A 26,345-nucleotide genomic window follows, 5' to 3' on the forward strand; every position below is an offset into this window, starting at 1 on the left:
CCGGTGGGCTTCTGCGGCAGCGCGGCCGGCACGACAGGCCCGGGACGGGCACTGTCAACCGCCTGCTTAAAGATATCCTCCAGTATCGCTGCGGCCTGATCGTTTTTCATCGTTATGCACTCTCGGCAACGGTTGAACGGGATTCGATGAACTGCACCATGGCACGCGTAACATCGGCGGTGCTTGCCGTGCCGCCCACATCGGGCGTCAGGATGCCGTGGGTGCAGACATGTTCAATGCCTTCCATGATCAGCGCGGCGGCTTCATGCTCGCCCAGATGCTCCAGCATCTGTACCGCCGTCCAGAAGGTGGCGATCGGGTTGGCGATGCCCTTACCGGTAATATCAAAGGCTGAGCCGTGGATCGGCTCGAACATCGATGGAAAGCGCCGTTCAGGATCGATGTTCGCCGTCGGCGCTACGCCGAGGCTGCCCGCCAGCGCGCCCGCCAGGTCAGATAAAATATCGGCATGCAGATTAGTAGCGACTATCGTGTCCAGGCTCTGCGGGTGCAGCGTCATGCGGTGCGTCATGGCATCCACCAGCATTTTGTCCCACTGCACATCCGGAAACTCCTGCGCCACCTCAGCGGCAATTTCATCCCACATCACCATGCCATGACGCTGCGCATTGGATTTGGTGACCACCGTCAGCAGCTTACGCGGTCGGGATTGTGCCAGTTTAAAGGCATAACGCATGATGCGCGTGACCCCTACGCGGGTGAAAATCGCCACTTCGGTACCGACTTCTTCCGGCAGACCCTTATGGGTGCGACCACCGTTACCGGAGTATTCCCCTTCGGAGTTTTCGCGCACGATCACCCAGTCGAGATCGCCCGGCCCGCGGTTGCGCAGCGGCGAGGTGACGCCAGGCAGAATTTTGGTTGGCCGCACATTGGCGTACTGATCGAATCCCTGACAAATCGGCAAGCGCAGCCCCCAGAGGGTGATGTGGTCAGGCACATCTGGCGCACCGACCGCGCCGAAATAGATCGCATCGAATTTTTTCAGCGTCTGCAGGCCATCTTCCGGCATCATCACGCCGTAGCGTTTGTAGTAGTCGGAACCCCAGTCGAAGGTCTGAATATCAAATTTAAGCTGCGGATCGCGCTGTGACAGCGCCTTCAGAACCTCAATGCCGGCTGAGATGACCTCAGGGCCGATACCGTCAGCAGGAATAGCGGCAATAGAGTAGTTACGCATGATGTTTCTCCGTATCGATTAATGAGTGTGAGGTTGATGAAGTTCAGTGGTCTGTGGCTTTTTCGCTTTTCCGGACAGAATCAGTACCGTCAGGGCTGAAATCAGCAGCAGTCCGGCCACGAAATAGAGTCCCCAGGTATAACTGCCGGTTTGCTGGCGGATGATGCCAATCATCATCGGGCCGACAAAGCCGCCGAGGTTGCCAATCGAGTTGATGGCAGCGATGCCGGCAGCGGCCGCCGGCCCGCTCAGGAACAGGGTCGGCATGCTCCAGAGCGGCGGCTTAGACGCGCTGATCCCGACGGTGACCAGCGTCAGGGCGATAATCACTGAGAAAAGGGTGCTGACGCTGCCGGCATAAATCAGTCCGGCCGCGGCCAGCAGACAGGCAGCAATAACGTGCCAGCTGCGCTCGTTGGTCCGGTCGGAGTGGCGCGCCCAGAGGATCATGCCAAGAACGCCGATCACTGCCGGGAAGGCATTGAGGAAGCCGATTTCTAACGATGAGGCGCCGAAGCTGTGAATAATCTGCGGTGCCCAGATACCCAGGGTATAAAGGCCGGCGAGGTGCCAAAATAGACCAGCGCCAGTGCCAGCACCCGCTTATCCGCCAGACCGCGCCATGCGCTGCTGTGGCTCTGTCCCACCGCACGCGCCTGCTCTTCGGCCTGCATGGTATTTTGCAGCCAGGTCCGCTCTTCTTCGGTCAGCCATTTCGCTTTGGCCGGACGGTCGGTGAGCCAGAACAGAACCACGATGCCCAGCAGTAACGCAGGGATCGCCTCCAGCACAAACATCCACTGCCAGCCGGCAAAGCCCATCAGCCCGTGCATCTCCAGCAGTGCAGCGGAGATGGGGGAGCCAAGCGCGGTAGAGAGCGGTGCTGCGGCCATAAAAATGGCGGTAACCTGCGCACGTTTTACCGCCGGGAACCAGTAGCTGAGATAAAGAATGATGCCAGGAAAGAAACCGGCCTCGCTACGCCGAGCAGAAAACGCAGAATATAGAAACTGGTGGTGCCCTGCACAAATGCCATACAACCGGAGACCAGTCCCCAGGTAATCATGACGCGGGCGATCCAGATCCGGGCACCGACTTTATGCAGAATCAAATTAGACGGGACTTCAAACAGAAAGTAGCCAAGAAAGAAAATCCCGGCTCCCATCCCGAAGACCATCGGCGAAAAACCCAGGTCCTGATTCATGGTCAGGGCGGCAAAGCCAATGTTAACCCGGTCTAGAAATGCGATGAAATACAACAGCATGATAAAAGGAATAATCCGCAGCGTTACTTTGCGCATCACCTTTTTTTCGAGGTCATTGTGCATATCAGGATGCTCCACAGTCAGGTAGGGTTGTTATCGTTTTGTTGTGAACTCAGTATGCTGTTTTGACTGGCGTTATCATCGGCAAGGGTTTATATAAATAAGTTGTATAATCTGAAGGCGGGCGAAAAATGGATATAAATCAGCTGAGATGCTTCGTGGTAGTAGGTGATGAACTTCACTTCGGCAGGGCAGCCCGGAAGCTTGAAATGATGCCTGCGTCACTCAGCCGTTTTATCCGCTTACTGGAAGAGGATCTGGGTATACGCCTGCTGAATCGTTCGACCCGGAATGTAACCCTGACCCGGGAAGGCGCAGAATTTTTGAGTGAGGCTAAGTCTGTTGTTGCCGATTTTGATGCGTTACGGCGGAGGTTCCATAAAAACATCGCTTCGCAGAAAAAAACATTGCGGATCGGTGCCATTGACAGCGCGGCGAGAGGATTACTGCCGAAACTGCTCAACCTGTTCGTCAGCGCCTTTCCCGATGCGGATATCCATATCAGCGAAGATAAATCGCACAGTCTGATACCACGACTGACCTCCGGCTGGCTGGATCTGGTATTTGTCCGGCCGCCAGAACAGACAGACGTCACCCTGACCACGCGCTTTATTGCCTATGAAACCTGTGTGCTGGCGGTTCCGGCGCATCACCGGCTGGTGGATTACGATCGGGTGAGCATCGAGGATTTCTGCAATGAGCCTGTCATCGTGCCGGAGAGACGCACCCGGCCTCACAGCCATGACCTGACGATGAACCTGTTCAGAGCGGCGGGCCGATATCCGGTGATTGCGCAGTATGCCGAGGAAAAACAGACCATCCTGAGCTTTGTCGCCGCCGGGCTGGGCGTGGCGCTCGTCCCTTCCTCTTACCGCAATATGAACGCGGATGGCGTAAAGTACCTGCCGCTGACACCGGTCAATGATATTGAAATTGAAGGGCTGCCGCTCTGTGTGATGTGGCACCAGGGAAACAGAGATAGATATGTTAACGCCATGCTTAATATCCTGGCAGACAACAGTGAGATATTGACGAAAGAGCTGTAGTGACCTTCGACATTTGCGCCTGGCGTTAAATTAGCGAGCAGGAACAGACGAATGAATAAGGAAAAATGATGCCTCTGTTTTATGGATCGCCATTCCTGTGTTATGCGTAGCAGCAACGCTGTTTTATCTTGCTCTCCGGCCGCGAAATAAAAACTATCTGATACCGGGTTTTGTTCTGCTGGCTTCAGGGTTCGTCAATGTTGTCATTGGCCTGACGACGGGTTAGTGCCCGTAATGAAACAGGTTCCGCCGCACGCATCAGCGCCTGCATCAATACCAGAGGCGTTGGTCGGGGCGGAAACGGCCGCCAGATCAGACTTCCCGATAGCGTGGTGATGCTTTCAGCCAGATAAGGGCGTTGCCTGTCAGCGCGCCAGCCAGAGAGGATCACCCGCTAAACGCCTGAAAAGCCCGCCGGGTCGGTGATAAACGTAACCACTGGTAAACAAGTTTGAGTTTTACCCATTCCTGCAACCATTCCTGCAAGAAGTCAGGTTTTCACTGGCTATGCTTGTACCTGACTGGAACACGCCAGTTATTACAGGAAAAAAATATGCAGAAGTTAACGTTTGGCATCATGGTTGCCGGCCTCCTTTTCGGCATGAGCATGCAGGCTGAGGCGAAAGGATGTCTGAAGGGGGCTGCGGTAGGCGGCGTCGCTGGCCATGTTGCCCATCACGGTGTTGCAGGTGCCGCTGCTGGCTGCGCGGTAGGCCATCACATGGCTAAGAAAAAAGAAAAAAGAAGCGGACAATCAACAGCAAAGCCAGAAATAATACCCTTCAACGTATGCCACCAACTTGTCTGAATTAACCCTGGTTCAGTAGCGACTGATAGCAGCCAGACTTCAGTCGCTGGCTGGCCAGGGTTGAAAGCCGCGGCATGGTATCAATCAGCGCTGAAGAGATAACAGCCGAAAAAATAGGGGATAAAGTGAGGCGCGGCCGGGACAGGACAACTCACAGCCCGAAGCGGACGTTTATTCAGACATTTATCGAGTCCTTTTAGATGATCTGACCATACTACTCGCGCTCCCCCGTGAACCCTCCCTGAAACCGCTAAGCCCTTTTTCTTCTGCAGCAGAACCAGATATCTAATCCGTGGTAGGGCCGCGACAATCGCCCGTTCGCCGCTGTCATTCTTTTGTCATTACTCACTCACCCTGATGTCAGGGCCGGTTGCTTATCCTGAAGGTGAACTTTCACAATCAGGAGCACAACAATGAAACTGAATACCATCACCCTGGCCCTGGGTATGCTGCTGGCTGTCGCCGGCGGTGAGGCGCAAGCGCAGTCGCAGCCGGTTAAAAATATTGTGCTGGTACACGGGGCGTTTGTCGGCGGTGCGGGCTGGCGGCCGGTCTATGACCGGCTGACGCATGACGGCTATCAGGTGACGCTGGTACAGGAGCCGCTGACCAGCTTTGCAGAGGATGTGACGGCAACACGACGAATTATCGATCAGCAGAATGGGCCGGTGATTCTGGTGGGCCACAGCTACGGCGGGGCGATCATCAGTGAAGCGGGTAACGACAGTAAAGTGGCGGGGCTGGTCTATATTGCCGCTCATGCGCTGGACAACGGCGAAACCGAGGCCAGCAACGGGAAAAAATTCCCCAATAGCGCACATCCGTTTAACCGCTCGGCCGATGGTTATCTGATGATTGCGCCACGCTATTATCACAGCGATTTTGCGGCCGACCTGCCTGCCGCGCAGGCTGACTTTGAAGCCCATGCGCAGATGCCAACCAACGCCGCGGTGTTCACCGCCAACATTGCCGATCCGGCGTGGAAAACCCGGCCCAGCTGGTACATGGTGGCGAAAGCTGACAAAATTATCAGTCCCGATCTGGAGCGGCTGTACGCCCGGCGTGCGCACAGCCACACGGTAGAAATTGCCGGAGCCAGCCATTCGGTCTATCAGTCACATCCTGATGATGTTGTAAAATTGATCGAGCAAGCCGCACAACAGGCGAAGCCTGAAAACAACCCGCGGAAAGAGGCACATGAAAATTCTGGTGATTGAAGATGAGGCCAAAGCGCGTGATTACATGCGCAAAGGATTGACAGAAGCGGGCTTCATCGTCGACGTGGCGGAAAATGGCGTGGATGGTCTGTTCTATGCCCGTGAACATCACTACGATCTGATTCTGCTCGACGTGATGCTGCCCGGCATTGATGGCTGGCAGGTGATGGCGGCGATGGATAAACAGATCCACACCCCGGTGATCTTCCTGACCGCCAAAGGCACGCTGGAAGATCGCATCAAAGGACTGGAGCTGGGCGCGGATGATTACCTGGTCAAACCCTTTTCATTTGCCGAACTGCTGGCGCGCGTCCGTACTCAACTGCGGCGCGGCAGTCAGCAGAAGCTGCCGGACATTCTCTCGCTGGCCGATTTGCAGCTCGACGTATTTAAACGCCGCGTCGAGCGCGGCGGACAGCGCATCGATCTCACCAACAAAGAGTTCAACCTGCTGCACCTGTTCCTGCTGCATCCGGGCGAAGTGCTGACCCGGACGCTGATTGCTTCACGCGTCTGGGACATGAATTTTGATAGCGACACCAACGTGGTCGATGTGGCGGTGAAGCGTCTGCGCCAGAAAATCGATGGCCCGTTTGCTCAACCACTGATTCACACCGTGCATGGCGTGGGTTATCGTTGCGAAGCCGAAGCGTGAAGAGCCATTCTCTGACGCTGCGTCTGTCGCTGATGCTCAGCGTCACGGTGATAGTCATTTTTCACTCTGTGGTTATGCGCTTTATCACTCACTGGCTACACAGATTGGCGTGCGGGACGATGCCGCACTGCTGACGCGCATCGATCAGATTCGTACGCTGCTGCGCGATGAAGACGCCATCACGCTGATCCAGCAAAAACCACGCCTGTTCGCCAACATGCTCGGGAATACCGAGTCGTTACTGGTGCTGCGGTTTCCCGGCCAGCCGCCGCTGATTGTGGTGAATCCGGGACAGCGTCCTCTGCCTGCCATTACACCGATTGCGGCTGACCAGCCGCTGACGCTGTCGTCGGTGCATCACCTTGTCAGCCCAGGCGGCACACCGTTTATCTCGGCGGCGGCGCTGGCACCGACCCGCGATGGTAACGGCCAGATTGAGATCGTGACCGGCCGCCTGATGCGCGACCGCACCCAGACTCTGCAGCATTATCGTGACCAGATTGTGCTGGCGACCACGCTGGCGGCCTTACTGGTGGCCGCTATCAGCGTCTGGCTGGTGCGACGCGCGCTGTCGCCGCTGCGCAGCCTGGCGGCAGAGGCGGAGGCGATCGATGTGCGTCATTTATCACGACGGATGCCAGAGCAGGCGCAGGCAGAATTACAGCCGCTGGTTGACGCGTTTAATCAGATGCTGAGTCGCCTCGAATCCGGCTATCAGCAGCTAAGTCAGGTCTCGGCGGATATGGCACATGAGCTGCGCACGCCCGTCGGCACGTTGCTGGGGCAGACCGAAGTGGCGCTGAGTCAGACCCGCAGCGTCAGCGATTATCAGGCGTTGCTCGGTTCCAACTACGAAGAGCTGGAACGGCTGGCGAAGATGATCGACAACATGCTGTTTCTCGCCAGAGCGGAAGATGCCAGTCAGGCCGTGGATGAACAGCGTATCGATCTGGCACAGCTGGGCGAGAAACTGCAGAGCTATTTCAATGACATGGCGGAGGAAAAAGCGATGCAGCTGGAGATGGATTTAAGCGGTGAACTGCAGGCCGATCCGCAGTTGCTGCAGCGGGCGCTGGCCAACCTGATCGCCAATGCGCTGCGCTATGGCGATGCGGGTACGCCGGTGAAGGTCTTTAGCAAGGTGCAGCCGTCGGCGGTCGAACTGGTGGTGGAAAACCACGGCCCGACGCTGAGCGCTGAACAGCAGGCCCGCGTTTTTGATCGGTTCTGGCGCGCCGAGGCGTCACGTCATCAGGGCAGCAGCGGGTTAGGGCTCGCGATTGTGCGCAGCATTATGCAGGTACATCAGGGACGCTGTGAGGTGCAGAGCGAGCATGGCATCACCCGATTCACGCTGCGCTTTCCACAGCATTGAGTAAGCGCACGGCCGCTTCAGTATCAACCGGCCTGAGCGCGCCGCGCGCTGCCATTGAGACCGCCGGTGGAAGGCTTACCGGCGGTCCGATCGGGCAATCCCGGTGAACCACGACGGTGAAACGACACGCGTTGCGGTTCAGTTCAATGCCCGCTACACCACGCTACAACGGACACGGAGGCCAGAGAGGGCGAGATCGCTCAGCGCACGGGTAGGTGCTGCGCAGCCTGCTGAAATTATGTGGACTTTCATTGGCTGGCTTTGGGGAGAAAGCGCCGTATGCGTCACGCAGTGCTGGGTCATCATGCCGGTGAGATAGATATCGGTAATACCGTGCTCGCTGAGTAACGATTCAAGATTAGTGTTAAAAAAGCTGTCCGCTTCCGCCTTAACCACCACCGGTGCATTCTCCAGTGCCGCAGCGATATCCGGATGAAATGCTGCGCCTTCGCTGTCCGGACGGAAAAACGGCGCTTCAGCCGTGGCGATATGCTGAACGCCGACAATCAACCATCCTTTTTGCTGCGCGTCGTTGATCGCACTTACGGCCGCCTTGCACGCTTCTTCGGCGGCTTCAAGCGGAAAGGCTCCGCCGGGGAAATAGTCATTCTGAATATCAATCACGATTAGGGCATTTTTCATGGTGGATCCTTTATTAGTAGGGAGGGCAGAAATCTTTTTTGTCGGTCAGTCCTGTCACGATGGGGCCGATGATGAATATCCTCTTCGGCGATCGAATCACATTACCTGCCCGGTGAACAAGCAGGGCTGATGTTGAGGGAATCAGGCCCGCCTCCACACCGGTCATCGCCGGATCACGGCGACTGTGTTGTGGCTGAAGCCGTCTCCCGTTTCAGATGCCAGGCCAGCCACAGCAGCGGCAGAGCAAGCAGCACTATCCAGGGCAGCAAAAGCAGGTTCATGGTTTGCCAGCCATACAGACTGAGCAGCGGTCCGGCACTCAGTGAGCAAATCAGCGTAAAGATAAACACGCTCATGTCGTTGACCGCCTGCGCCACGCCTTTTTCACTGGCGGTATACGTGGTGGCGAGCAGCGGGTACTGTGCCGCAACAACTAAAATGGCTGTGCCACCGCGCCGTCACGGCAGGATGCGCTGGCAGGCACCCCGGCAGGGACAACCACGGGAATTAACCCGCCGTTATCGCTATTTCAGGCCCAGCTTGCGGGCCAGCCGGTGAAGGTTACCGGGATCAAGTTCCAGCTGACGCGCCACTCTGGCCCAGACTTTCCCGCTGCTTTCATAGACGTGGCGGATGTAGTCATACTGAAATTTACGGGTGGCGTCGTTGAGACTCATCACTGGCAGCGTATTAACCGATTCGGTTAATCGTGACGCAGGGTGCTGTTGATCCCCGAAACTAAAATGCTGGGGAAACAGGATCACTTCGCCGGTCGGGGATTCGGCCTGGGCGATAACTACCGCCCGATAGATAGCATGCTCCAGTTCGCGAACGTTGCCAGGCCAGTTTGCCGTCTCAAGCAGGCTGCTGGCTGCCGGACTCAGGGCCACACTCAGCAGCCCGAACTTCATCCGGCACTGCTCACAGAAGTAACCGGCAAGCATCACGATATCGTCGCGGCGCTCATTCAGCGACGGCACAAACAGCGGGAAAACGCTTAAGCGGTGGAACAGGTCCGCCCGGAATCGGCCCTCGGTGACCGCCTTACGCATATCCACATTGGTCGCAGCAATAATCCGCACATCAACGGTCAGCGCTTTGTCCTCTCCAACCCGCTGCAGGTCGCCGTACTGAAGTACGCGTAGCAGTTTGGCCTGCAGCGAAAGCGACAGTTCGCCAATCTCATCCAGAAATAAGGTCCCTTTATCCGCCAGCTCAAACTTACCCGGGCGATCATGGATCGCGCCGGTAAACGCCCCTTTTACATGACCAAAAAGCTCACTCTCCGCCACGGTTTCCGGAAGCGCAGCGCAATTGAGATAGATCAGCGGCCGGGCCGCGCGATGAGAATGGCGGTGAATCGCCTGTGCGATGAGTTCCTTGCCGGTCCCGGTTTCGCCCATGATCAATACGCTGAGGTCAGAGGGGGCGACAACGCTGATCTCTTTTTTCAGGTGAAGCAGTGAGTCAGATTCACCGATGATCTGCATCTCCTGATCCTCTTCAGGCCGGAAGGGCAACGGGGTAAAAGAGGAGGCTGGCTTTTCTAACTGTTCCATCAGTAAAGCATTATTCAACGCACCGGCGGTCAGGCTTGCCAGCACGCGCAGCTCTTCATCGCTAAAATTATCAAACTGGGTGGCGTTGATGCCATCGAGGGTCAGCGCCCCAATCAGCCGCTGTCCTGAAAAGAGCGGCATCCCGACGCAGGCATGAACATGTAATTCACCCTGCTCGGGGATCAGGCCGTCATAGGGATCGGGCAGGGTACTGTCGGCCGGGAAACGCACCACATCACCGGCGCGTGCGATCGCTTCAAGCCGGGGATGGGCATCAAGTTTAAACCGGCGTCCCATTACGTCAGGGGCCAGACCGGCCGTAGCAAGCGGTCTGAACTGCTGTTTTTCATAGCGTAATAGTGCGGTCGCGTCACAGTGCAGCGCGGTGTGGATACTCTTAATCATCTGGCTAAAGCGATCGCGGCCGCTAACACCCTTCTGAATATCCACTGCCAGTGCTGCCAGCGTCTCAACGGATAAGGCCATATTGTCACCTGTACAAGGATTGTCTTAATAACAATGAATTGCGTTGTTATAAATACAATAACACGTTATCTCTGCCAGTGATTTCAGCAGGTTAAAAAGTGGCACGTAATATGCTCCTGCTTCAGCAGCTATTTTTGCTGAGGAGAATGTATATGTCCGATCATAAAACGATGCCAGCGCTGACAACAGAACAGCTCGAAACCGCCGCAAATGCGCTGCGCTGGGCGGCGTTCGGCGGTCATCGGGGGCCCGGCTTTATTTACCAACAGAGAGAGCCGAACCGGCTGCATTTCGAAACGGTTTACCAGGGACATAAAGCCTGGGTTGATTTAGATATTCCCTACACGCCGGTATCACTTATCGTTGCAGGCGCTCTGCTGTTACAACAGCTTAATCCTTATATGGGGTAACGCTATGAACCATAGAGAAGAGGTGAACAGGGCGGTAGAGGCCGCCCTGGCGAACAATGTCATTCGCGAGATGAATATGCTGCTGTGTGAGCTGAGTGAAGATCCCGAACTGAGCCGGGAAGAGCGTTATACCCAGCAACAGCGCCTGCGAATGGCGGTATTTAAACACAGCACCGAAAAACAGGAACTCGCTGAACAGCGCCGTAACTGGCTCACTCGCGGCGGAATCATTCGCTAACCGGAGACGTGTCATGACCCGGATCATCCCGCAACATTTTGTTCATACCCGTTCTACGCCTTTCTGGAACCGGGAAAGCGTACCAGCAGCACTGTTAACTCATCACAACACCCGGGCAGGCGTCTACGGCCGGCTATCGGTGATGTGCGGAGCGGTAAAATATTTTGGATTTGCCAGTGAAAATGAGACAACCCACGAAATGGACGTCACCATTAACGCCGGGCAGTTTGGTATCAGCCCGCCGCAATACTGGCATCGGATTGAGCTTTTAACCGACGACACCTGCTTCAATATCGATTTTTTTGCCGATCCGGATGTGGCCTTAACCGGCAACGGATTTGAGCGTGAGGTGCATATCCCGCCCCGGGCAAAAAATTAATCCTCTCCTGACCCGCTGCGGCGGGTTTTTATTGGCCGCTGTATTGTCATTACAACAATTGGTTGTGAATTAGACAATTTTTAAGCGTGTCTTTATTACAATATATTGGATGTAAGCTAATAAAAAAACAATAAGTTAAAAAGTTGGCATGGCAGATGCAAAGGAATAGGGGAATATTACTGACACTGCGAGAATTTCTGATGAATATCCCTGTTAAAAATAACATTTCCTGGGTGGGTAAACGTGACTGGGAAGTCGAGCATTTTCACGGTAAAGAGTACAAAATGCAGCGTGGTACCAGTTATAACAGCTACCTGATTCGTGAAGAAAAAACGGTTCTGATCGATACGGTCGATCTCCGATTCCGCTCCGATTTTGTCAGGAACCTGGCAGAAGAGATCGATCTGAAAAAAATCGATGCCATCGTGATTAACCACGCTGAAGAAGATCATGCCGGTGCGCTGGCCGAACTACTGGCGTTGATCCCCGGCACCCCGATCTACTGTACGGCAAACGGCGTCGATTCCATCAACGGGCATCATCACCATCCTGAATGGAATTTCAACGTTGTTAAAACCGGTGACTCACTGGATATCGGCAACGGCAAGAAGTTGATCTTCATTGAAACCCCGATGCTGCACTGGCCAGACAGCATGATGACCTACATGACGGAAGATGCGGTATTATTCAGTAACGATGCCTTTGGTCAGCATTACTGCGATGAACATCTGTTCAACGATGAAGTTGACCAGAACGAATTATTCGACCAGTGCCAGCGCTACTTCTCTAATATCCTGACGCCGTTTGCCCGGCTGGTCACCGCGAAAATCACTGAAATTTTAGGCTTTGGTCTGCCGGTCAGCATGATTGCGACCTCGCACGGCGTGGTGTGGCGCGACAACCCGGTTCAGATCGTTGAGCTCTATCTGAAATGGGCTGCCGATTATCAGGAAGATCGCATCACGCTGTTCTACGACGCGATGTCCAGTAATACCCGCATGATGGCCGATGCGATTGCCGAAGGCATCCGCGAGACCGATCCGCGGGTGGCGGTTAAGGTTTATAACGTCTCTACCCACGACAAGAATGAAATCATCACCTCCTGCTTCCGCTCAAAAGGTATTCTGGTCGGTTCTTCCACCATGAATAACGTGATGATGCCGAAAATCGCTGGCATGCTGGAGGAGATCACCGGCTTAAAATTTCGCAATAAACGCGCGTCAGCGTTCGGTTCTTATGGCTGGACCGGCGGCGCCGTGGATCGGGTCGCCACCCGACTGCAGGATGCTGGTTTCGATATGACCATCGCGCTGAAAGCCAAATGGCGTCCCGATCTCTCCGTGCTGGAATCGTGTCGCGAACACGGCCGCAAAATCGCCCGTGAATGGGCGCTCTCTCCGCTGCCTGACTCAACCCCTAAGCCCGCTGATGAAATATTGTCTGCCGCGATTGTTGCTGCCGCAGCGGTAAATCGTGATGGCGTGGCGATAGCAGAAGCGGGTGAAGGCACCGGACAGAAAATGATCTGCACCGTCTGCCAGTGGGTGTACAACCCGGCAGACGGTGAACCGAACCAGGGCGTTGAACCTGGCACCGCATGGGAAGACGTACCCGACGATTTCTTATGTCCGGGATGCGCATTGGGTAAATCTGTGTTTGATCCTTTCGAGGGCTAAGCCGATGTCTGAAGATATTGTGATTATCGGCGCCGGGTTCGCCGCCCGGCAGCTGGTTAAACAGCTTCGTCAGCAGGATAAAACGGTACCGATTCGGGTTATCGCGGCCGACAGCGGCGATGAGTATAACAAGCCTGAACTCAGCCATGTCATCAGCATGCGCTGTGCGGCTGATGACTTAACCCGCCAGACGGCAGCGGACTGGGTCGAAAGCCAGAACATCATGTTGCATCCTTTCACCGCGGTCAGTGACATCGACACACTGGCGCGCAGGGTGAAAAGCAGCGCTGGCGATTTTTCTTACGGAAAGCTGGTGCTGGCGACCGGTGCCAGACCGATTATTCCGGATCTGAAGGGCGGAGATCTGCTCTGCACGCTTAACAGCCAGCAGGAATATCGCCAGTGCGCCGCCGGGCTGATGAATGCGGCACGGGTGTTGATCATCGGGGCCGGGCTGATTGGCACCGAACTGGCGATGGATCTGAATCGTGCCGGTAAACAGGTGACGATTATTGATCGCAGTGCAGGTTTGCTCGCCGCGCTGTTACCACCTGAAATCAGTGGTCGTCTGCAACACCGATTAACCCACAGCGGCGTGCAGATGATGTTCCGGACTGAAGTGACGGAACTTGCCCGTCAGTCTGATGCTGTTGAAGCCGCCTTCAGCAACGGAGAGAGAAAGCGTTTTGATGCGGTGGTGTGCGCCATCGGCTTACGTCCTGATACAGGGCTGGCAAAAAGGGCGGGTATCGCGGTGCGTGGTGGCATTGTCGTTGATCGCCAGCTCGCCACCTCAGTTCCCGATATTTATGCGCTGGGCGACTGCGCAGAGGTCGAAGGAAAACTGATGCCTTACCTGCAGCCGGCCACACTGGCGGCGATCGCTCTGGCCAAAAATCTGACCGGACAGGCCGCTAACCTGACGCTGCCCCCGATGCTGATCAAGGTCAAAACACCGGATATGCCACTTCAGCTGGCGGGCGATCCAGCTAATCCGACCTATAACTGGCAGATGATCTTTTCTTCAGCTGGCATGATCGCGAAAGGTTATGACCCGGACGGGCTTCTGCGCGCCTTTGTGGTCAGTGAAGATCACATGAAGATGGCGTTCAGCCTGCTGAAGGCGTTAAACATGCCTGCAGCGGCTTAACCGCGCCCGTGACGCCGGCATTCTCGTATCAGGGAACGTTTTACACTTTAGAACGGGGAGTCAGATGCAGATCAGCTGGCCTCTGACAGCCCCTTAAATTATGAATAGGTCACATTATGAATATGACTGAGAGCGCAATGCTTACTCCCGTCACGCTTCACAATCCCTCCTCCTGTACCTGTGGTCGCATTATCTGGTTATCCATGCACTGTGATTTTTTTGCGATGAAGATGGGGCAGGATGACGGTGAAACGCATGTTGAAGCCAGAATCGGCTCGGTTTACCGTGAAACAGCGTTTCATCCGGAGAATCTCAAAGAGACGGTTAATGACTTTTTCTGGGAGATGTGGGCAGCCTGGCAGCCTGCGGAAGGAATAAAAGTAATGCATCAGAATTAAAATAACTATTGCCATATGGGTTTCGATGGCTATATTTTTCCGCTAAGTTGAGTCAGGTTTAGTGGTTTTTTTCAGGGCAGTAAAATGGAGTGGTTGATATTATTTTCCTGTTTATTTAAATTTTTAATTAAAAAATGAGGGCGGCCGTGCGCTGTGATGTCCTCTTATATTTCAGATGCTAAATTTAAGCGGTTTCTGCATTTGAGCTATTTCTGAACGGGCAGGCAAGGGCGGCGAATCCCTATGGGGAAAAGTCGTGGGGAGCGATTGGTAAGCAGTGCCGTGGCCTAAGCCACGGCCAGCAAATCAGGCAGACTGCCACTCGCTTTCAACATCGGCCTTCGCTTTGGAGAGAATGACTTTATTATCATCCACCTCTTTAACCCAGCTAAAAGGAATAATATGGTGCTGTCCACCCGCTTCAGGATCGCTTTTTGCCAGCTTGATTTTATCTTCGCCTTCAAAATGGTCAACAACCCCGACGTGTTCACCATTAATATCAACGACCTGAGCGTGGTCTAAAATTTGTGATTTATCTACCATGGTGATTTCTCCTTATTCGTTTGTGAGGTCATTGCCTCAGACGAATTAAGCCTGGTTGCTGAACCTGAATTACGCCAGTATATTAACAAAATGAAATGTTTTTAGCGTAATAACCTGCATAATAAAGGATTATGTTACGGGAATATAAGACCACGCAATAATGAAAGTAATGATGCCGCTGCGTTGTCATAGGCCAATAGCGAACGCGAAACAGACTTTCTGAATCGCTTTCCATCGTCACTAACATCAGCGCTTCAGCGACGCATCAGTTGAAGGCCGCTAAGATAGACGACAGTTCTGCTCGGCCAGTCCACCTCAACAGGAGACGTAATGACAGTCATCGATGCTATTAGCCACCACGGCGGCGTCTGGATTAACCCGCCACCGCGCCACCGCCTTGAAAATGATCAACTGCAGTTTGAAACTGCGCTTAACAGCGATTTCTGGCAGCGCACCTGGTACGGTTTTGAGCGGCACAGCGGGCACGCTTATGGATTCTGGATCGACGAGGATTTTACCGTACAGGTGCAGGTCAGGGCGGATTTCAGCCAGCTCTACGATCAGGCCGGGCTGTTTATTCAGGATGATGAGACGCACTGGGTCAAGGCGGGAATTGAATTTAATGATGACCAGCCGGCGATAGGCTGTGTGGTGACGCGCGAGAGATCAGACTGGTCAACCGGCCTGTTTCCCGGCGATCCGCGTCTTTTCTGGCTGAGGGCGACGCTGGTCAACGAGGCGCTGCGCATTCAGTACTCGACCGACGGAGAGCACTGGCCGCTGTTACGCCTCTCTCCGTGGCCAGGCCGTGCGCGGCGCTTTGTCGGGGTGATGGGCTGCTCACCCGAACGCCAGGGGCTGGCGATCGGCTTTAGTCACTTCATCATCAGCCCACCGTCCGGCAAAGCGCTGCACGACCTGTCATAAACGGCGCTTACCCGTGAAAGGTCACCGATTCGCTGAGATCCACTCCCACGGCTGAGTATTGCAGTTTTACGGTGCGCGCTGCGCATCTTCCAGCACCGATCGCAGCGTCTTCTGGTACCGTCTGTCTGAAGCTCTGCTCAGCGGCTTCGGACGCTGTTGCGTTTAATCGGGTCGTGCTTTGCTCCTTAATACTTTTCAGGCCGTCACGGCACGGTTGCGCGCCACGATCGCCTCATGCGTCAGCTCTCCGGCAGACATAAACTCTTTGATCAACGCATCGCGGTTGAGCGGCGCGCGTTGGCGATCGGCGGCCTGCAGGGCAGCGATCAGCGCGGGCTTTGTCAGTTCGGTACAGTAGGCGGGCGTGCCCGGCTGTTGACGCCATGAGTCATTCAGCAATCCGGCATCAACCGCATCGAAACCCGTCGCCTCGACCAGCGACATTGCCACCGCTCTGGCCTGCGGATCGTCACCAGCTACCGGAATAGCCAGACGCCCGGGCTGACCTGCCGGCTGGCCTTTTTCGGCCAGCGTTGCCGCCAGCACCGCATTCCACGCTTTGATCACCGGACGATGCAGCTGCTCGCTGGCCCATGCACTTTCCGTCTGGCCGTTCCGGAGTGCTGCAATATCACCGTCACGGAACGGATAGTAGTTGCTGGTATCGATAATGATGGCTTGTGCAGGCGCGGCGTTTACCAGGCTGGTCATCATTGGATGTTTATCGAAAGGGATCGCCAGGATAATCACGTCTGCATCCTGAACCGCGGCCTCGCGCGTCACTGCTGTGGCACCCACTTCACTTGCCAGCGCCTGAATAGAGTCAGGGCCACGAGAATTTGCCAGCCGGATGCGGTGACCGGCGGCGGCCAGTTTACGTGCCAGGGTTGCGCCGATATTGCCTGCGCCAATAATGCTGATATTCATCGTCTGCCTCGTTGTGGTTGAGAGTGATTGCTACGCCGGATGGGCGAAGTTGAGCAGGGTGTCGCGCAGTGCAGCCAGTTGTTGATCCGTCATGTTGCAGGCGGATTTGATGCTGTCGGTGATTGACCACAGCGTCTGCTGCAGAGCGGCCCCCTCTTCAGTCAGCGTAATCAGGACACGCCGCTCATCCTGACGATCGCGGGTACGCACGATCCGACCCGCTGATTCAAGACGCTTGAGAACCGGCGTGATGGTGCCGGTATCCATGCCCAGTCGCGAACCGAGATCGCCCACGGTGCGCGGCGTCTCACTGAACAGCTCCAGCATCACCAGATATTGCGGAAAGGTCAGGCCCAGCGGATCTAAAAAGGGCTTATGCATCCGGTTCATCCGGCTGGCCGCGCCATACAGGGCGAACGACAGTTGTTTGCCGATGTCGGCACGAGACTCGCTGCTCATCTTTTTACCTTGCGTATGATTATCTAGTGCAACAGATAAAAGTGTAGTGTAAGTGATACAGGGATGAAAGGCGGCGGGGCAGGTAATTTGTGCGGTTTTCTGACCAGCACCGCCGGGTGAGATCATTCCGCCCCCGGCAGGTAAGCACAGGGGCGATGCCAGCATCAGGTCACTCAGGCGGCCATATTACGGCACGCTTCAGCGCAGTGATGACAGGCTTTGGCGCAGTGCTGGCAATGGTCGTGCTGATGCTGACCGCACTCATCGCCGCACTGCTGGCAGACTTCAGCACACAGCTGGCAGAGCTGGCGAGCCGACTCACTCTGCAGGGTCATAAATTGTGCCGCCAGACGGCAGATATTGGCGCACTGCATATCCAGCCGGATACAATTCCGCATCATCTCAAGATTCTCTTCCTGCAGGCAGGATGCCGCGCAGTTATCGCAGGCCGCCGCGCAGAGATAACAGGCCTCAATGCACTTCTTAACGTCGTCGTTCATGTTGCCTCCTTAATGTCTGTTTTGGGTTGCCTCCTTAAGCCTGGAAAAGATCGCGAATTATGCAAATAACGAATAAGTTAATAACCTTTTCCGCACTTCGCTTATTTTGCTGCGCAGGGAAAAAGTTAACAGAGGCGAAAAATAGGTTTACGGGCACATTAAGTCATTTTTAGCTGCGTTTAGCCTGAGCAGAGGGATGCGCACTAACAGAGACAATACGTGAAATCGGATACCCTGTAGCGGATGCCACTGCCGCGATGCGTTTAAAGGAAGGATTTCCTTCCGGGGAAAGGGACTTATAGAGTGACTCACGTGACAAACCTGCTCTTTTTGCCACCGCCGTCATACCGCCATTTGCCTCAATAACATGGCGAAGCGCCAGCATGAATGCCTGATAACCTCCTTCTTCATCAATTTCCAGAAAGGCCTGATGGAGATAAACCGGCGCGAACGACGGATCATCTTTAATAAGTTGAACCATTGCATCATCGTGCAGAACGGATTTAGCCATGATATTTATCTTTATTTCCTGCTCTTATAGTCGTTGAGCCAGGCAACGGCCTGGTCAATATCGGCATCCTGCTTTTTCTTATTACCGCCCAGTAAAACAAGGCTCACGGCGCCATCAGTCGGATCGGTGACGGCACTGAAATAGACGCGATAACCTGGTCCTTGATCGATTCTCAGCTCTGATACGCCTTCCCTGCAGGGTTTACAATCCCCATAATGACCTATGGCCATTCTGGCAATACGCGTCGCTATCTTTGCCTTTGCCACAGGGTCTTTTAATCCACGCAAAAATGCATCAAAAGGATCGCGGCCATCGGCTGTAAGGTAATGCTTAACCTTAGCCATTATTGTAGCCCATAGTTAACGATAAACAAGGCATTGTAGCCTTCGGGCTACGATAAGCAATGGATGAAGAGGGCGTAATGTTTACAGAGCGTGGCGGAAGCTGTTCAACACACTGAACAAAAAGCTGAAAGCAGCCCTCTTCGCACAATCTTCAGATGCCCTGTTGTTACCCAGTTCAGGCACGGAAAAAGCGCAGGAAAGGGGACCCTCTGACCGGCATTGCATATCGGCGCGATATAGTCTTAATTATTAAGCCTGAATCAGCGGTGCCTCATTGCCCGTGAAAGACGACAGACGCCTTAACAGGGAACGCTATGCATCGCATCACTGGCCCGAAACAACACCTGATCAGTCCGCTACTGGTGGTGGGCCTCTGTGCCGGATGGGCGGAGCAGGCCGCAGCGGATACCGTCTGGCTGAATAACGGCGACCGGCTGACCGGCACGGTGCGCTATCTGAGCGACGGTAAACTGGCGATCGAGACCGCCTATGCCGGCACGGTCACCCTTGACTGGAACGTAGTCAGCACCCTCGCCAGCAATAATCCGGTTAATGTCGAAAACAAAAAGACCGGCGAGCATTATCAGGTGCGGCTCTCCTCATCCGATCCGGGTTATGTCTGGGTGGAACGCAATGAGCGCGAAGAGAAAGTCTCGGTAAAGCGTATCGATGAGTTTATGAAAGCCAAAGTGCGCACCGATCAGCTGTCGTGGACCGGCAACATCGACGCTGGCATGAAGGTCAAAAAAGCCTCGACCAAAACCGACGACTACAGTTTTTCCCTCAATACCAAACTGGCGCAGGGCAAATGGCGTCACGACATCGGTGCGACCTACAACCGCGAGCAGGAGAATGAAGACGTCAATACCGACAACTACAGCCTGCGTTACGCCTTTGATTATCTGTTCAGAGAGCAGTTCTTCTGGCAAACCCGCGCCACCTACAAACGCGACTGGGTAGAAGATCTTTCGCGTCAGGCCCTGATCGGCACCGGTCCCGGCTACCAGCTGTGGGATAACGAACTCGGTGCTTTCTCGGTGTCGATACTGGGCGGCGCCTTTGGTTATGGCTACAGCGATGGCCGGGAGGAGGATCATTTTGGCGCGTCGGTGCGCTGGAGCTACCAGCGTTACCTGCTGGGTAAATCGGTCATGCTCTACAGTAACGGCGACGTCGGCCATTCGCTGGATGATGATGGGGTATTTACGCTGGATGCGGAAGTGGGCCTGCGTTATACCCTGACATCATGGTCAACCCTGCATCTGGGCTATCACCGCAACCTGGTCAGCGGCACGCCGGACACCCTGAACGAAGGCACCTTCTCAACCGGCTTAGGGGTGAAGTGGTAAGGCAGAGGGCGCTGAGGGTTGCAGCAAATCTTTACCGTTTTTCTTAGGGTCCCGACCCCGCTTTGACTAAGCTGCTGATACCGATAAAGGGAGAATGCAGAAGATGATCGTAAGTAGCAGGGTCTATCGTCCGGGATGCGCAGGCGAAGAGGTGGATGTTGAGCAGATCAGCGAGGTGATTAAACAGCCGGATGCCTTTATCTGGCTTGGCCTGTGGCAGCCTGATCCAGCCTTTATGGCGAAAATTAAAGAGGAGTTTGGGCTACACGAACTGGCGGTTGAAGATGCGCTTTACGCGCATCAGCGGCCCAAAATTGAGCATTATGGCGAATCGCTGTTTATCGTGGTCAAGACGGTACGTGCCAGAGATGACAGCTGCGAACTGGGCGAAACCCATTTCTTTGTCGGAAAAAACTTTCTGATTAGCATCCGTCACGGCGCCTCTGAGAGCTACTCCCCGGTGCGTCAGCGGGCTGCGGAAAATCCGGCTTTGCTTAAACTCGGACCCGGTTATCCGCTCTATTGCCTGCTCGACTTTATTGTTGATCGTTATGCTGAACTCTCGACCTCGCTGAATGAGCGGGTCGGGCAGATGGAGAACGATCTGTTCAAAAGCGAGTTTGATCGTCAGTCGGTGCAGGCGGTCTACACCTTGCGCCGTCATCTGCTGACGCTGCGTAATGCTGCACTGCCGCTGGAGGAAATCTGTAACCAGCTTATTCACCTGCATGAAGATCTGATTCCCCGTCCGTTGCGGGCCTATATTCGCGATGTGCAGGATCACGCGCGTCATGTGGTGACCGACGCTGAGGATATGCGCGAGATGCTGACCAGCGCCATGCAGGTCAACCTGGCGCTGGTGACGGTGCAGCAGAACGAGGTGGTCAAAAAACTGGCGGGCTGGGGCGCGATTCTGGTGATCCCGACCGTGGTGTTCAGCATGTACGGCATGAACTTTGAACACATGCCAGAACTGAAGTCGCTTTATGGTTATCCGCTGGCAGTTGGCATCACGCTGCTGGCGTGCGGCGGACTGTGGGCAAAACTCCGCCGTTCTGGCTGGCTGTAGCGACGAAGGTCGGGGAGGGATTACGCGGCAGCTTATTAACGCGCTGCGCTTAATCTTATTTAAGCGCAGCGATAAATAGCGCAGGGAATAACCGTTTTCATCCGTTCAGCGACGTTATCATCAATTCAGAATAATCCTGAGGTGGCCCTGTTTCTTTATTCCCCCGATCGTTAACTAGCTGCCTTTATATTTCTTCGCTACGCTGATAGCACCTTCTAAAATACGTCGCCCCGGCGAAAGACATTGTGCATTGCTGATGATCCAGCAGTGGCCGGTGGAACGTGCTTATAACCGGAGACATTCAGATGACAGATCGGATTTATCCTCTGCGCTTATTCCTCTCTGGCGATAACCCGCTTGCGCCTGCGCAAAGCGCTAAGGGTAAGTCCGATCATGAATGACAACGACTGGGTGTTAATTATTGCCCGGGCGCAATTTGCACTGACCATGGGGATGCATATTACCCTGGCAGCATTGACGCTGGGGCTGGCTCCGTTTCTGGTGTGGTTTGAAGCGCGCTGGCTATGGGGGAAACAGCAGGCTGCCCGTGATGCGCTGCACTTCTGGCTGGCGATTTTTTCCCTGACGGTCGCGATTGGTGCGGTTTCGGGCGTGGTGATGGAGTTTCAGTTCGGTACGCACTGGGCACGTTTCTCTCATCAGGTCGGTGGCGTCATGGGTCCGCTAATGTTTTACGAAGTGCTGGTTGCCTTTTTTCTCGAATCGGCGCTGACCGGCGTGATGCTGTTTGGCTTTAACCGCATCCGTCCCGGCGTGCATTTCGCCGTCACCTGTCTGGTGGCGTTCGGAGCGCTGCTCAGCGCGTTCTGGATTCTGGCGGCCAACTCATGGATGCATACGCCGGTCGGCTTCACGCGCGATGAGAACGGGGTTTTTCTCGCCGATAGCTGGCAATCCATTTTGCTGTCACCCTCTTTTCCGTGGCGCTTCAGCCATATGGTGATGGCGTCATTGATTGCCGTGGCGGTGCTGATCATGGGCGTGGCGGCCTGGCGGCTGCGCCATTTTAAGGCGGAGGCCGCGTCGCGACTGATGCTCAACAGCGCGCTGACCTTTCTGCTGTTTGCCGTTCCGGTACAAATCGTACTCGGCGATCTGCACGGTGAAAATACCCGCGACTATCAGCCCGCCAAACTGGCCGCCATCGAAGGCGGCTGGCATCCGCCTGCGCCCGGTGAGGGCGAGCCGCTGCGGCTGTTTGCCGTGCCGGATCAACAGGCGCAGCGCAACCATCTGGAGATCAGCCTGCCCAATCTTGGATCGCTTTATCTGCGACACAATCTTTCCGGCCACATCAAAAGCCTGAGTGAATTTCCCGCCGATGCGATCCCGCCGGTGCTGCCGGTCTTTTTCGCCTTTCGCCTGATGGTGGGGCTGGGCGTGGCGATCTTACTGACCACGCTGGTGGCTAACCTGCAGCGCTGGCGTGGACGGCTGCCGGTCTCGTGGCGCTTATTACGCTGGCTGACATGGCTCACGCCAGCGGGCTTTGTCGCGCTGCTGGCGGGCTGGGTAGTGACTGAGGTCGGGCGTCAGCCGTGGACGGTCTACGGCATGGTGCGCACCGCCCAGAGCGTTTCACCGCTGGCGCTGAGCACCACGCTGGGCATTTTCCTGGCAGTAGTGCTGATCTACGTACTGGTATTTGCCCTCGCTTACACTATCTGCTGCGCCGGATTAAAGGTGAACTGCCGTCGGGAAACCCGGTGGTGATTCAGCTGAAAACGCCCAATTAGGAGTTCGTCATGGCCGATCTCTCTGCGCTGATCATCTGCCTCTCTTTGCTGCTCTATCTGCTGCTGGACGGGACCGACCTCGGCGTCGGTATGCTGTTCTTCTGGTTTCACGACACTCAACAGCGTGAACTGATGACCCACAGCATTCTGCCGGTCTGGGATGCCAATGAAACCTGGCTGGTGCTGGCCGCAGGCGGATTGCTGGCGCTGTTTCCACCGGTCTACAGCCTGCTGCTCAGTGAGTTGAGCGCGCCGCTGTTTGTCATGTTACTGGCGCTGGTGGTGCGGGCGATGGCGCTGGAGTATCGCGCCCAGAGCAGCACCCGACTGCGCCACTGGCTCGACCGTATCATGGCCAGCAGTTCGGCACTGGCGACCTTTATTCAGGGCTGGTGCGCCGGGATGATCATCAGCGCCCAGCCGCATACCGGCCTGCCTGATGGGCTCAGCCTGGTTCCGCTGGTCAGCGGCGTGGGCTTAATGGCGATCAATTCGCTGCTGGCCTGCTGCTGGATTGGCTGGCGGATCGGTGACAGGGTACAGCCGCTGGCCGAAGCGCAGAGCTGGCTGTGGTGGCTGCTGGCGCTAATGCTGTTTCTGGTTGAGCTCTACCTTAACGCCGATATCTGGCAGCAAAGCTGGCAGCGACCGCTGGGTAAAGTGGCTGGCGTGGCGATCATCATTCTGTGGATTGCCCTGCCGCTGGCGCTGTGGCGCGCCCGGCCGCTGGTGCAACTGATTGTGACGCTGATGCTGATAGGTGCGGTATTTATCGGCTTGCTGTGCGGTCTCTATCCCTGGTTAGTGCCGCACCATTTCGCCATCAGTGACAGTGCATCGTCCCCGGTCACGCAAGGTTTTGTGCTGGTGGGGGCGGCAATCGCCATGCCGCTGACGCTGCTTTACCATAGCTGGTCGTTCTGGATTGAACGTCGCGGTAAATAATCATTCTCCCGCTATGCTTTAGGCAGCATTCAGTTTGGTTTGTGCAGACAGGAGACGATGCCACAGTGAAAAAAGATCACATCAGCAGCCGGGATTACCCGATCAAAGAAAATGTCCGCTGGATACGTCGCGAATGGCTGATCCAGCGCGTCGGCGAGTATCTCCTGATCGTTCTGGTGATTCTGGGTGCCTGCGGACTGTTTTCAAAAGGGGTACTGAGTAACGGCACCACCCAGTCGCCGGATGGCGCAATACGGGTGGAATATGAACGTTTTGGCCGGGTCCAGAGCAATATGGATATGACAATCCGGCTCCGGTCGCCGCAGGCCGATCGGTTCAGCGTCACCCTGGGTAACGGGGCGCTGGATAATTTGCAGATCCAGACACTGCAGCCGCAGCCGCTGGAGGCGATAACCCACGGTAGTGATCTGCGGCTGACCTTTTCATCGCGGGATACCGGTCCGGATCACGCTATCTGGCTCGGTTTGCAACCGCGCAGTCCTGGCCGTATTCACGTCAGTGTCAGCAGCGGCGATCGTCCGCCAGCCCGTTTTACCCAATGGATTTATCCCTGACAGGAGTGTGTTATGGAAACGGTATTACGTGCGGCGGGTATCTACCTGGTGCTGATGGTGGTGATCAAAATTGCGGGCAGACGTACCCTGCTGCAGATGACCTCATTCGATTTAATCCTGCTGTTAATTATCAGTGAAGCGACCCAGCAGGCGCTGCTGGGAGACGATTTTTCGGTTACCGGTGCTGCCCTGACTATTATCACGCTGGTGACGATCGATATTCTGCTGGGGAAACTGAAAAACCGTTTTCCGGTGGTTGAGCAGGCGATTGATGGCGGCCCGGTGATTCTGGTGGAGCATGGCAATTTACTGACTGAACGAATGAAAATGACCGGCATCAGCCCCGATGATGTGCTGGAAGCCGCACGATCCAGTCAGGGGCTGGAACGTTTTGATCAGATTAAATATGCGGTGCTGGAGGTGAATGGTCACATTTCTGTCATCCCGCAGCCGCAAAAATAATCACTTTCTGGCCGTGCCGCCGCAGTTACCTATACCGGCACGGCTTTTTTATGTGGTATCAAAAGCTTAGCCGCTGACGGCTTTTCGCTTCACGTTTCGCTTATTCCTGCCGTTGCCCTTGTGATTCTGTGGATTTAGTTCAGACTGATCTTTCCACTCACGTTTTTATAACCAGAGCTGGCCTGACTCCCAATCAGCGTTATGCTTTCACGGTCAGGTTCAAAGTGAATAATTTCAGTCGTTTTACCTTCTATCCGGTCACCGGCTGGCATGTCGGGCCGTTACCCGGTCATCAGGCACTGGTGCTGCAATTTGGTTACCACGATCCTCAGGCACCCTTCACTAAACGTCAGCAGGAGTCGCTCTTTTTCGGCATGACGATTGAGATGGCAAAGAAGCTGGTGATTAACCTGTCAGAACACATTGATTACGCAGAAGCACATGTAGAAGAGCCCTGATTCGGCTGTTGTCACCGGCTGATAAGCGTAAACCGCTATCTCACTGCCTTATCTGAGGGTGCATACACGTTTAGCGCATTTGCAATCAGGTGAAAATGCGCTGGCGTCTGCCCGATAATTTCGCCGTCCGCATTAATGTCATGCGGGCGACGCGTCTCAATGGTGAGTTCGGTCGCCGAAAATGCCCGCACGTTACGCCAGCGCCCCTGCGTGCCACGCCGCAGGTAGGGCAGCAGCGCGATCATCTGCCAGCTCTGTTGCAATTCCAGACTGTAAACATCCAGCAGGCCATCGTCAGGAGCCGCACGCTGTTCAACCGTCATGCCGCCGCCATAAAAGCGTCCGTTGCCCACTGAAATCTGTACGGTTTTAATCGGTGTCCGTTCGCCCTGATGGATCAGCGTGGCGCTGAAGGGGCGGCTCTGGCGAAGCAGCCGGAAAGCGGCCAGTGCATAACCGAAAACACCCCAGCGTTTTTTCGATTCTGCCGTCAGATGATGCGCCAGTTGTGCTGAAAAACCGATGCTGGAGACGTTAAGAAACAGATGTTGATTCACTTCTCCGAGATCAACCGGGCGCAGTTGTCCGTCGGCGATGATCTTCACCGCCTGTTCCAGACGCGGACTGATGCCCAGGGTTCGGGCAAAATCATTGGCGGTGCCGAGCGGTAAAATGCCGAGCGGCAGACCGGTTCGCATCAGACCGGGCGCAGCAGCATTGAGGGTGCCGTCACCCCCGCCGACAATCACCGCATCAACGCGTTCAGCATAAGCGCCGATCAGTTCGCTGTAGCTGCGTTTATCCTGTTTATCCGGTTGCAGCAACCTGATGCCGCGGTCGGCGAGCAGCGCTTTGGCGCGGCTGGCGTCGGTTTGCCCTTTACGTGAGCGCTGATTAATCAATAGCAGGGCGGTTTTAACCTGTTGAGACATCGCTGTGGCCTATCCTGATGGCA

30 protein-coding genes and 3 pseudogenes are annotated in these 26,345 nt (G+C 55.3%); 19 read left to right on the top strand and 14 right to left on the bottom strand.

The window, feature by feature from the left end:
* The 4 genes and pseudogenes from HA41_RS21295 to HA41_RS21650 form a co-directional block, all read right to left on the bottom strand.
* Positions 1-110 (bottom strand): hypothetical protein (locus tag HA41_RS21295; RefSeq protein ID WP_244175085.1); only part of this gene is annotated, 110 nt, incomplete at its 3' end.
* 2 nt (positions 111-112) lie between these two features.
* Positions 113-1,201: a tartrate dehydrogenase gene (locus HA41_RS03255; protein WP_094119574.1), complete on the bottom strand. Its 1,089-nt coding sequence runs from the start codon at positions 1,199-1,201 to the stop codon at positions 113-115.
* Between the two features lie 18 nt (positions 1,202-1,219).
* Positions 1,220-1,750 carry an MFS transporter gene (locus HA41_RS21645; RefSeq protein ID WP_425270638.1) on the bottom strand — a complete coding sequence of 177 codons (531 nt, stop codon included), beginning with the start codon at positions 1,748-1,750 and terminating at the stop codon, positions 1,220-1,222.
* Positions 1,699-2,528 (bottom strand): annotated as a pseudogene (locus HA41_RS21650) (MFS transporter). Before HA41_RS21650 ends, HA41_RS21645 begins: the two are co-directional and overlap by 52 nt.
* Positions 2,529-2,656: 128 nt before the next feature.
* Between HA41_RS21650 and HA41_RS03265 the strand changes: the two are divergent.
* The 5 genes and pseudogenes from HA41_RS03265 to HA41_RS03285 all read left to right on the top strand — a co-directional run bounded on the left by HA41_RS03265 (position 2,657) and on the right by HA41_RS03285 (position 7,626).
* A complete protein-coding gene (locus tag HA41_RS03265; protein ID WP_094119575.1) occupies positions 2,657-3,571 on the top strand; it encodes a LysR family transcriptional regulator in 915 nt (304 codons plus the stop codon).
* Between the two features lie 553 nt (positions 3,572-4,124).
* Positions 4,125-4,347: pseudogene (locus HA41_RS03270) on the top strand (hypothetical protein).
* A gap of 445 nt (positions 4,348-4,792) precedes the next feature.
* On the top strand, positions 4,793-5,596 hold the full coding sequence (locus tag HA41_RS03275) for an alpha/beta hydrolase (RefSeq protein WP_094119577.1): 804 nt from the start codon (positions 4,793-4,795) through the stop codon (positions 5,594-5,596).
* Positions 5,577-6,251, top strand: a complete 675-nt coding sequence (locus HA41_RS03280) for a heavy metal response regulator transcription factor (RefSeq protein WP_094119578.1) — start codon at positions 5,577-5,579, stop codon at positions 6,249-6,251. Before HA41_RS03275 ends, HA41_RS03280 begins: the two co-directional genes overlap by 20 nt.
* A complete protein-coding gene (locus HA41_RS03285) occupies positions 6,217-7,626 on the top strand; it encodes a heavy metal sensor histidine kinase (RefSeq protein ID WP_341865061.1) in 1,410 nt (469 codons plus the stop codon). The genes HA41_RS03280 and HA41_RS03285 overlap by 35 nt, the downstream gene beginning before the upstream one ends.
* A 153-nt stretch (positions 7,627-7,779) precedes the next feature.
* On the opposite strand, the gene HA41_RS03290 is transcribed toward HA41_RS03285, so the two are convergent.
* The 3 genes from HA41_RS03290 to norR all read right to left on the bottom strand — a co-directional run bounded on the left by HA41_RS03290 (position 7,780) and on the right by norR (position 10,313).
* Positions 7,780-8,268 (bottom strand): isochorismatase family protein, encoded by a 489-nt coding sequence (locus tag HA41_RS03290; RefSeq protein ID WP_094119579.1) that lies wholly within the window; start codon positions 8,266-8,268, stop codon positions 7,780-7,782.
* 173 nt (positions 8,269-8,441) lie between these two features.
* Positions 8,442-8,645, bottom strand: a complete 204-nt coding sequence (locus tag HA41_RS03295; protein ID WP_208612736.1) for a hypothetical protein — start codon at positions 8,643-8,645, stop codon at positions 8,442-8,444.
* Between the two features lie 147 nt (positions 8,646-8,792).
* Positions 8,793-10,313, bottom strand: a complete 1,521-nt coding sequence (gene norR, locus HA41_RS03300) for a nitric oxide reductase transcriptional regulator NorR (RefSeq protein WP_094119580.1) — start codon at positions 10,311-10,313, stop codon at positions 8,793-8,795.
* Between the two features lie 98 nt (positions 10,314-10,411).
* Here norR and HA41_RS03305 point away from each other — a divergent pair, with 98 nt between their 5' ends.
* The 6 genes from HA41_RS03305 to HA41_RS03330 all read left to right on the top strand — a co-directional run bounded on the left by HA41_RS03305 (position 10,412) and on the right by HA41_RS03330 (position 14,564).
* The gene (locus tag HA41_RS03305; RefSeq protein WP_143807238.1) at positions 10,412-10,723 is read left to right on the top strand and encodes a hypothetical protein; all 312 of its coding nucleotides are present in this window, start codon (positions 10,412-10,414) and stop codon (positions 10,721-10,723) included.
* 4 nt (positions 10,724-10,727) lie between these two features.
* Positions 10,728-10,961, top strand: a complete 234-nt coding sequence (locus HA41_RS03310) for a DUF2526 family protein (protein WP_094119582.1) — start codon at positions 10,728-10,730, stop codon at positions 10,959-10,961.
* Positions 10,962-10,974: 13 nt separating this feature from the next.
* Positions 10,975-11,340, top strand: a complete 366-nt coding sequence (locus HA41_RS03315; RefSeq protein ID WP_094119583.1) for a TehB family protein — start codon at positions 10,975-10,977, stop codon at positions 11,338-11,340.
* A gap of 200 nt (positions 11,341-11,540) precedes the next feature.
* Positions 11,541-13,016, top strand: coding sequence for an anaerobic nitric oxide reductase flavorubredoxin (gene norV / locus HA41_RS03320; RefSeq protein ID WP_094119584.1), 1,476 nt, complete (start codon positions 11,541-11,543; stop codon positions 13,014-13,016).
* Between the two features lie 4 nt (positions 13,017-13,020).
* Entirely contained in the window at positions 13,021-14,166 is a 1,146-nt protein-coding gene (norW, locus tag HA41_RS03325; RefSeq protein WP_094119585.1) for an NADH:flavorubredoxin reductase NorW, read from the top strand.
* Positions 14,167-14,303: 137 nt separating this feature from the next.
* Positions 14,304-14,564: a hypothetical protein gene (locus HA41_RS03330; protein WP_143807240.1), complete on the top strand. Its 261-nt coding sequence runs from the start codon at positions 14,304-14,306 to the stop codon at positions 14,562-14,564.
* A 306-nt stretch (positions 14,565-14,870) separates the two neighbouring features.
* Here the strand turns inward: HA41_RS03330 and HA41_RS03335 are convergent, their stop codons facing one another.
* Complete coding sequence (locus tag HA41_RS03335; protein ID WP_094119587.1) at positions 14,871-15,107, bottom strand: DUF2171 domain-containing protein; 237 nt, start codon at positions 15,105-15,107, stop codon at positions 14,871-14,873.
* Positions 15,108-15,437: 330 nt separating this feature from the next.
* Here HA41_RS03335 and HA41_RS03340 point away from each other — a divergent pair, with 330 nt between their 5' ends.
* Entirely contained in the window at positions 15,438-16,034 is a 597-nt protein-coding gene (locus tag HA41_RS03340) for a DUF1349 domain-containing protein (protein WP_094119588.1), read from the top strand.
* 195 nt (positions 16,035-16,229) lie between these two features.
* Here the strand turns inward: HA41_RS03340 and HA41_RS03345 are convergent.
* The 5 genes and pseudogenes from HA41_RS03345 to HA41_RS03365 form a co-directional block, all read right to left on the bottom strand.
* Positions 16,230-16,964, bottom strand: a pseudogene (locus HA41_RS03345) (NADPH-dependent F420 reductase); the annotation flags it as partial.
* A gap of 27 nt (positions 16,965-16,991) precedes the next feature.
* Positions 16,992-17,420: a MarR family winged helix-turn-helix transcriptional regulator gene (locus HA41_RS03350; protein WP_208612737.1), complete on the bottom strand. Its 429-nt coding sequence runs from the start codon at positions 17,418-17,420 to the stop codon at positions 16,992-16,994.
* Positions 17,421-17,593: 173 nt separating this feature from the next.
* On the bottom strand, positions 17,594-17,920 hold the full coding sequence (locus HA41_RS03355; RefSeq protein WP_094119590.1) for a four-helix bundle copper-binding protein: 327 nt from the start codon (positions 17,918-17,920) through the stop codon (positions 17,594-17,596).
* 169 nt (positions 17,921-18,089) lie between these two features.
* Positions 18,090-18,431 (bottom strand): addiction module antidote protein, encoded by a 342-nt coding sequence (locus tag HA41_RS03360; RefSeq protein WP_094119591.1) that lies wholly within the window; start codon positions 18,429-18,431, stop codon positions 18,090-18,092.
* A gap of 11 nt (positions 18,432-18,442) precedes the next feature.
* Complete coding sequence (locus HA41_RS03365) at positions 18,443-18,775, bottom strand: type II toxin-antitoxin system RelE/ParE family toxin (protein WP_094119592.1); 333 nt, start codon at positions 18,773-18,775, stop codon at positions 18,443-18,445.
* 314 nt (positions 18,776-19,089) lie between these two features.
* Here HA41_RS03365 and HA41_RS03370 point away from each other — a divergent pair, with 314 nt between their 5' ends.
* The 7 genes from HA41_RS03370 to HA41_RS03400 all read left to right on the top strand — a co-directional run bounded on the left by HA41_RS03370 (position 19,090) and on the right by HA41_RS03400 (position 25,390).
* Entirely contained in the window at positions 19,090-20,124 is a 1,035-nt protein-coding gene (locus HA41_RS03370; protein ID WP_094119593.1) for a DUF481 domain-containing protein, read from the top strand.
* Between the two features lie 103 nt (positions 20,125-20,227).
* Positions 20,228-21,193 carry a magnesium and cobalt transport protein CorA gene (locus tag HA41_RS03375; RefSeq protein WP_094119683.1) on the top strand — a complete coding sequence of 322 codons (966 nt, stop codon included), beginning with the start codon at positions 20,228-20,230 and terminating at the stop codon, positions 21,191-21,193.
* A 393-nt stretch (positions 21,194-21,586) separates the two neighbouring features.
* On the top strand, positions 21,587-22,927 hold the full coding sequence (locus HA41_RS03380) for a cytochrome ubiquinol oxidase subunit I (protein ID WP_143807242.1): 1,341 nt from the start codon (positions 21,587-21,589) through the stop codon (positions 22,925-22,927).
* A 32-nt stretch (positions 22,928-22,959) separates the two neighbouring features.
* On the top strand, positions 22,960-23,895 hold the full coding sequence (locus tag HA41_RS03385; RefSeq protein ID WP_094119594.1) for a cytochrome d ubiquinol oxidase subunit II: 936 nt from the start codon (positions 22,960-22,962) through the stop codon (positions 23,893-23,895).
* A gap of 65 nt (positions 23,896-23,960) precedes the next feature.
* Positions 23,961-24,470, top strand: a complete 510-nt coding sequence (locus HA41_RS03390) for a hypothetical protein (RefSeq protein ID WP_208612738.1) — start codon at positions 23,961-23,963, stop codon at positions 24,468-24,470.
* A 12-nt stretch (positions 24,471-24,482) separates the two neighbouring features.
* Positions 24,483-24,932 carry a DUF421 domain-containing protein gene (locus HA41_RS03395; protein WP_094119596.1) on the top strand — a complete coding sequence of 150 codons (450 nt, stop codon included), beginning with the start codon at positions 24,483-24,485 and terminating at the stop codon, positions 24,930-24,932.
* A 224-nt stretch (positions 24,933-25,156) separates the two neighbouring features.
* Positions 25,157-25,390: a hypothetical protein gene (locus tag HA41_RS03400; RefSeq protein ID WP_094119597.1), complete on the top strand. Its 234-nt coding sequence runs from the start codon at positions 25,157-25,159 to the stop codon at positions 25,388-25,390.
* A 35-nt stretch (positions 25,391-25,425) separates the two neighbouring features.
* On the opposite strand, the gene HA41_RS03405 is transcribed toward HA41_RS03400, so the two are convergent.
* The gene (locus HA41_RS03405; protein WP_094119598.1) at positions 25,426-26,322 is read right to left on the bottom strand and encodes a lipid kinase; all 897 of its coding nucleotides are present in this window, start codon (positions 26,320-26,322) and stop codon (positions 25,426-25,428) included.
* Between the last annotated feature and the right edge of the window lie 23 nt (positions 26,323-26,345).

Origin of the sequence: Pantoea conspicua (assembly GCF_002095315.1) — a bacterium.
GTDB classification, from domain to species: Bacteria; Pseudomonadota; Gammaproteobacteria; order Enterobacterales; family Enterobacteriaceae; genus Pantoea; species Pantoea conspicua.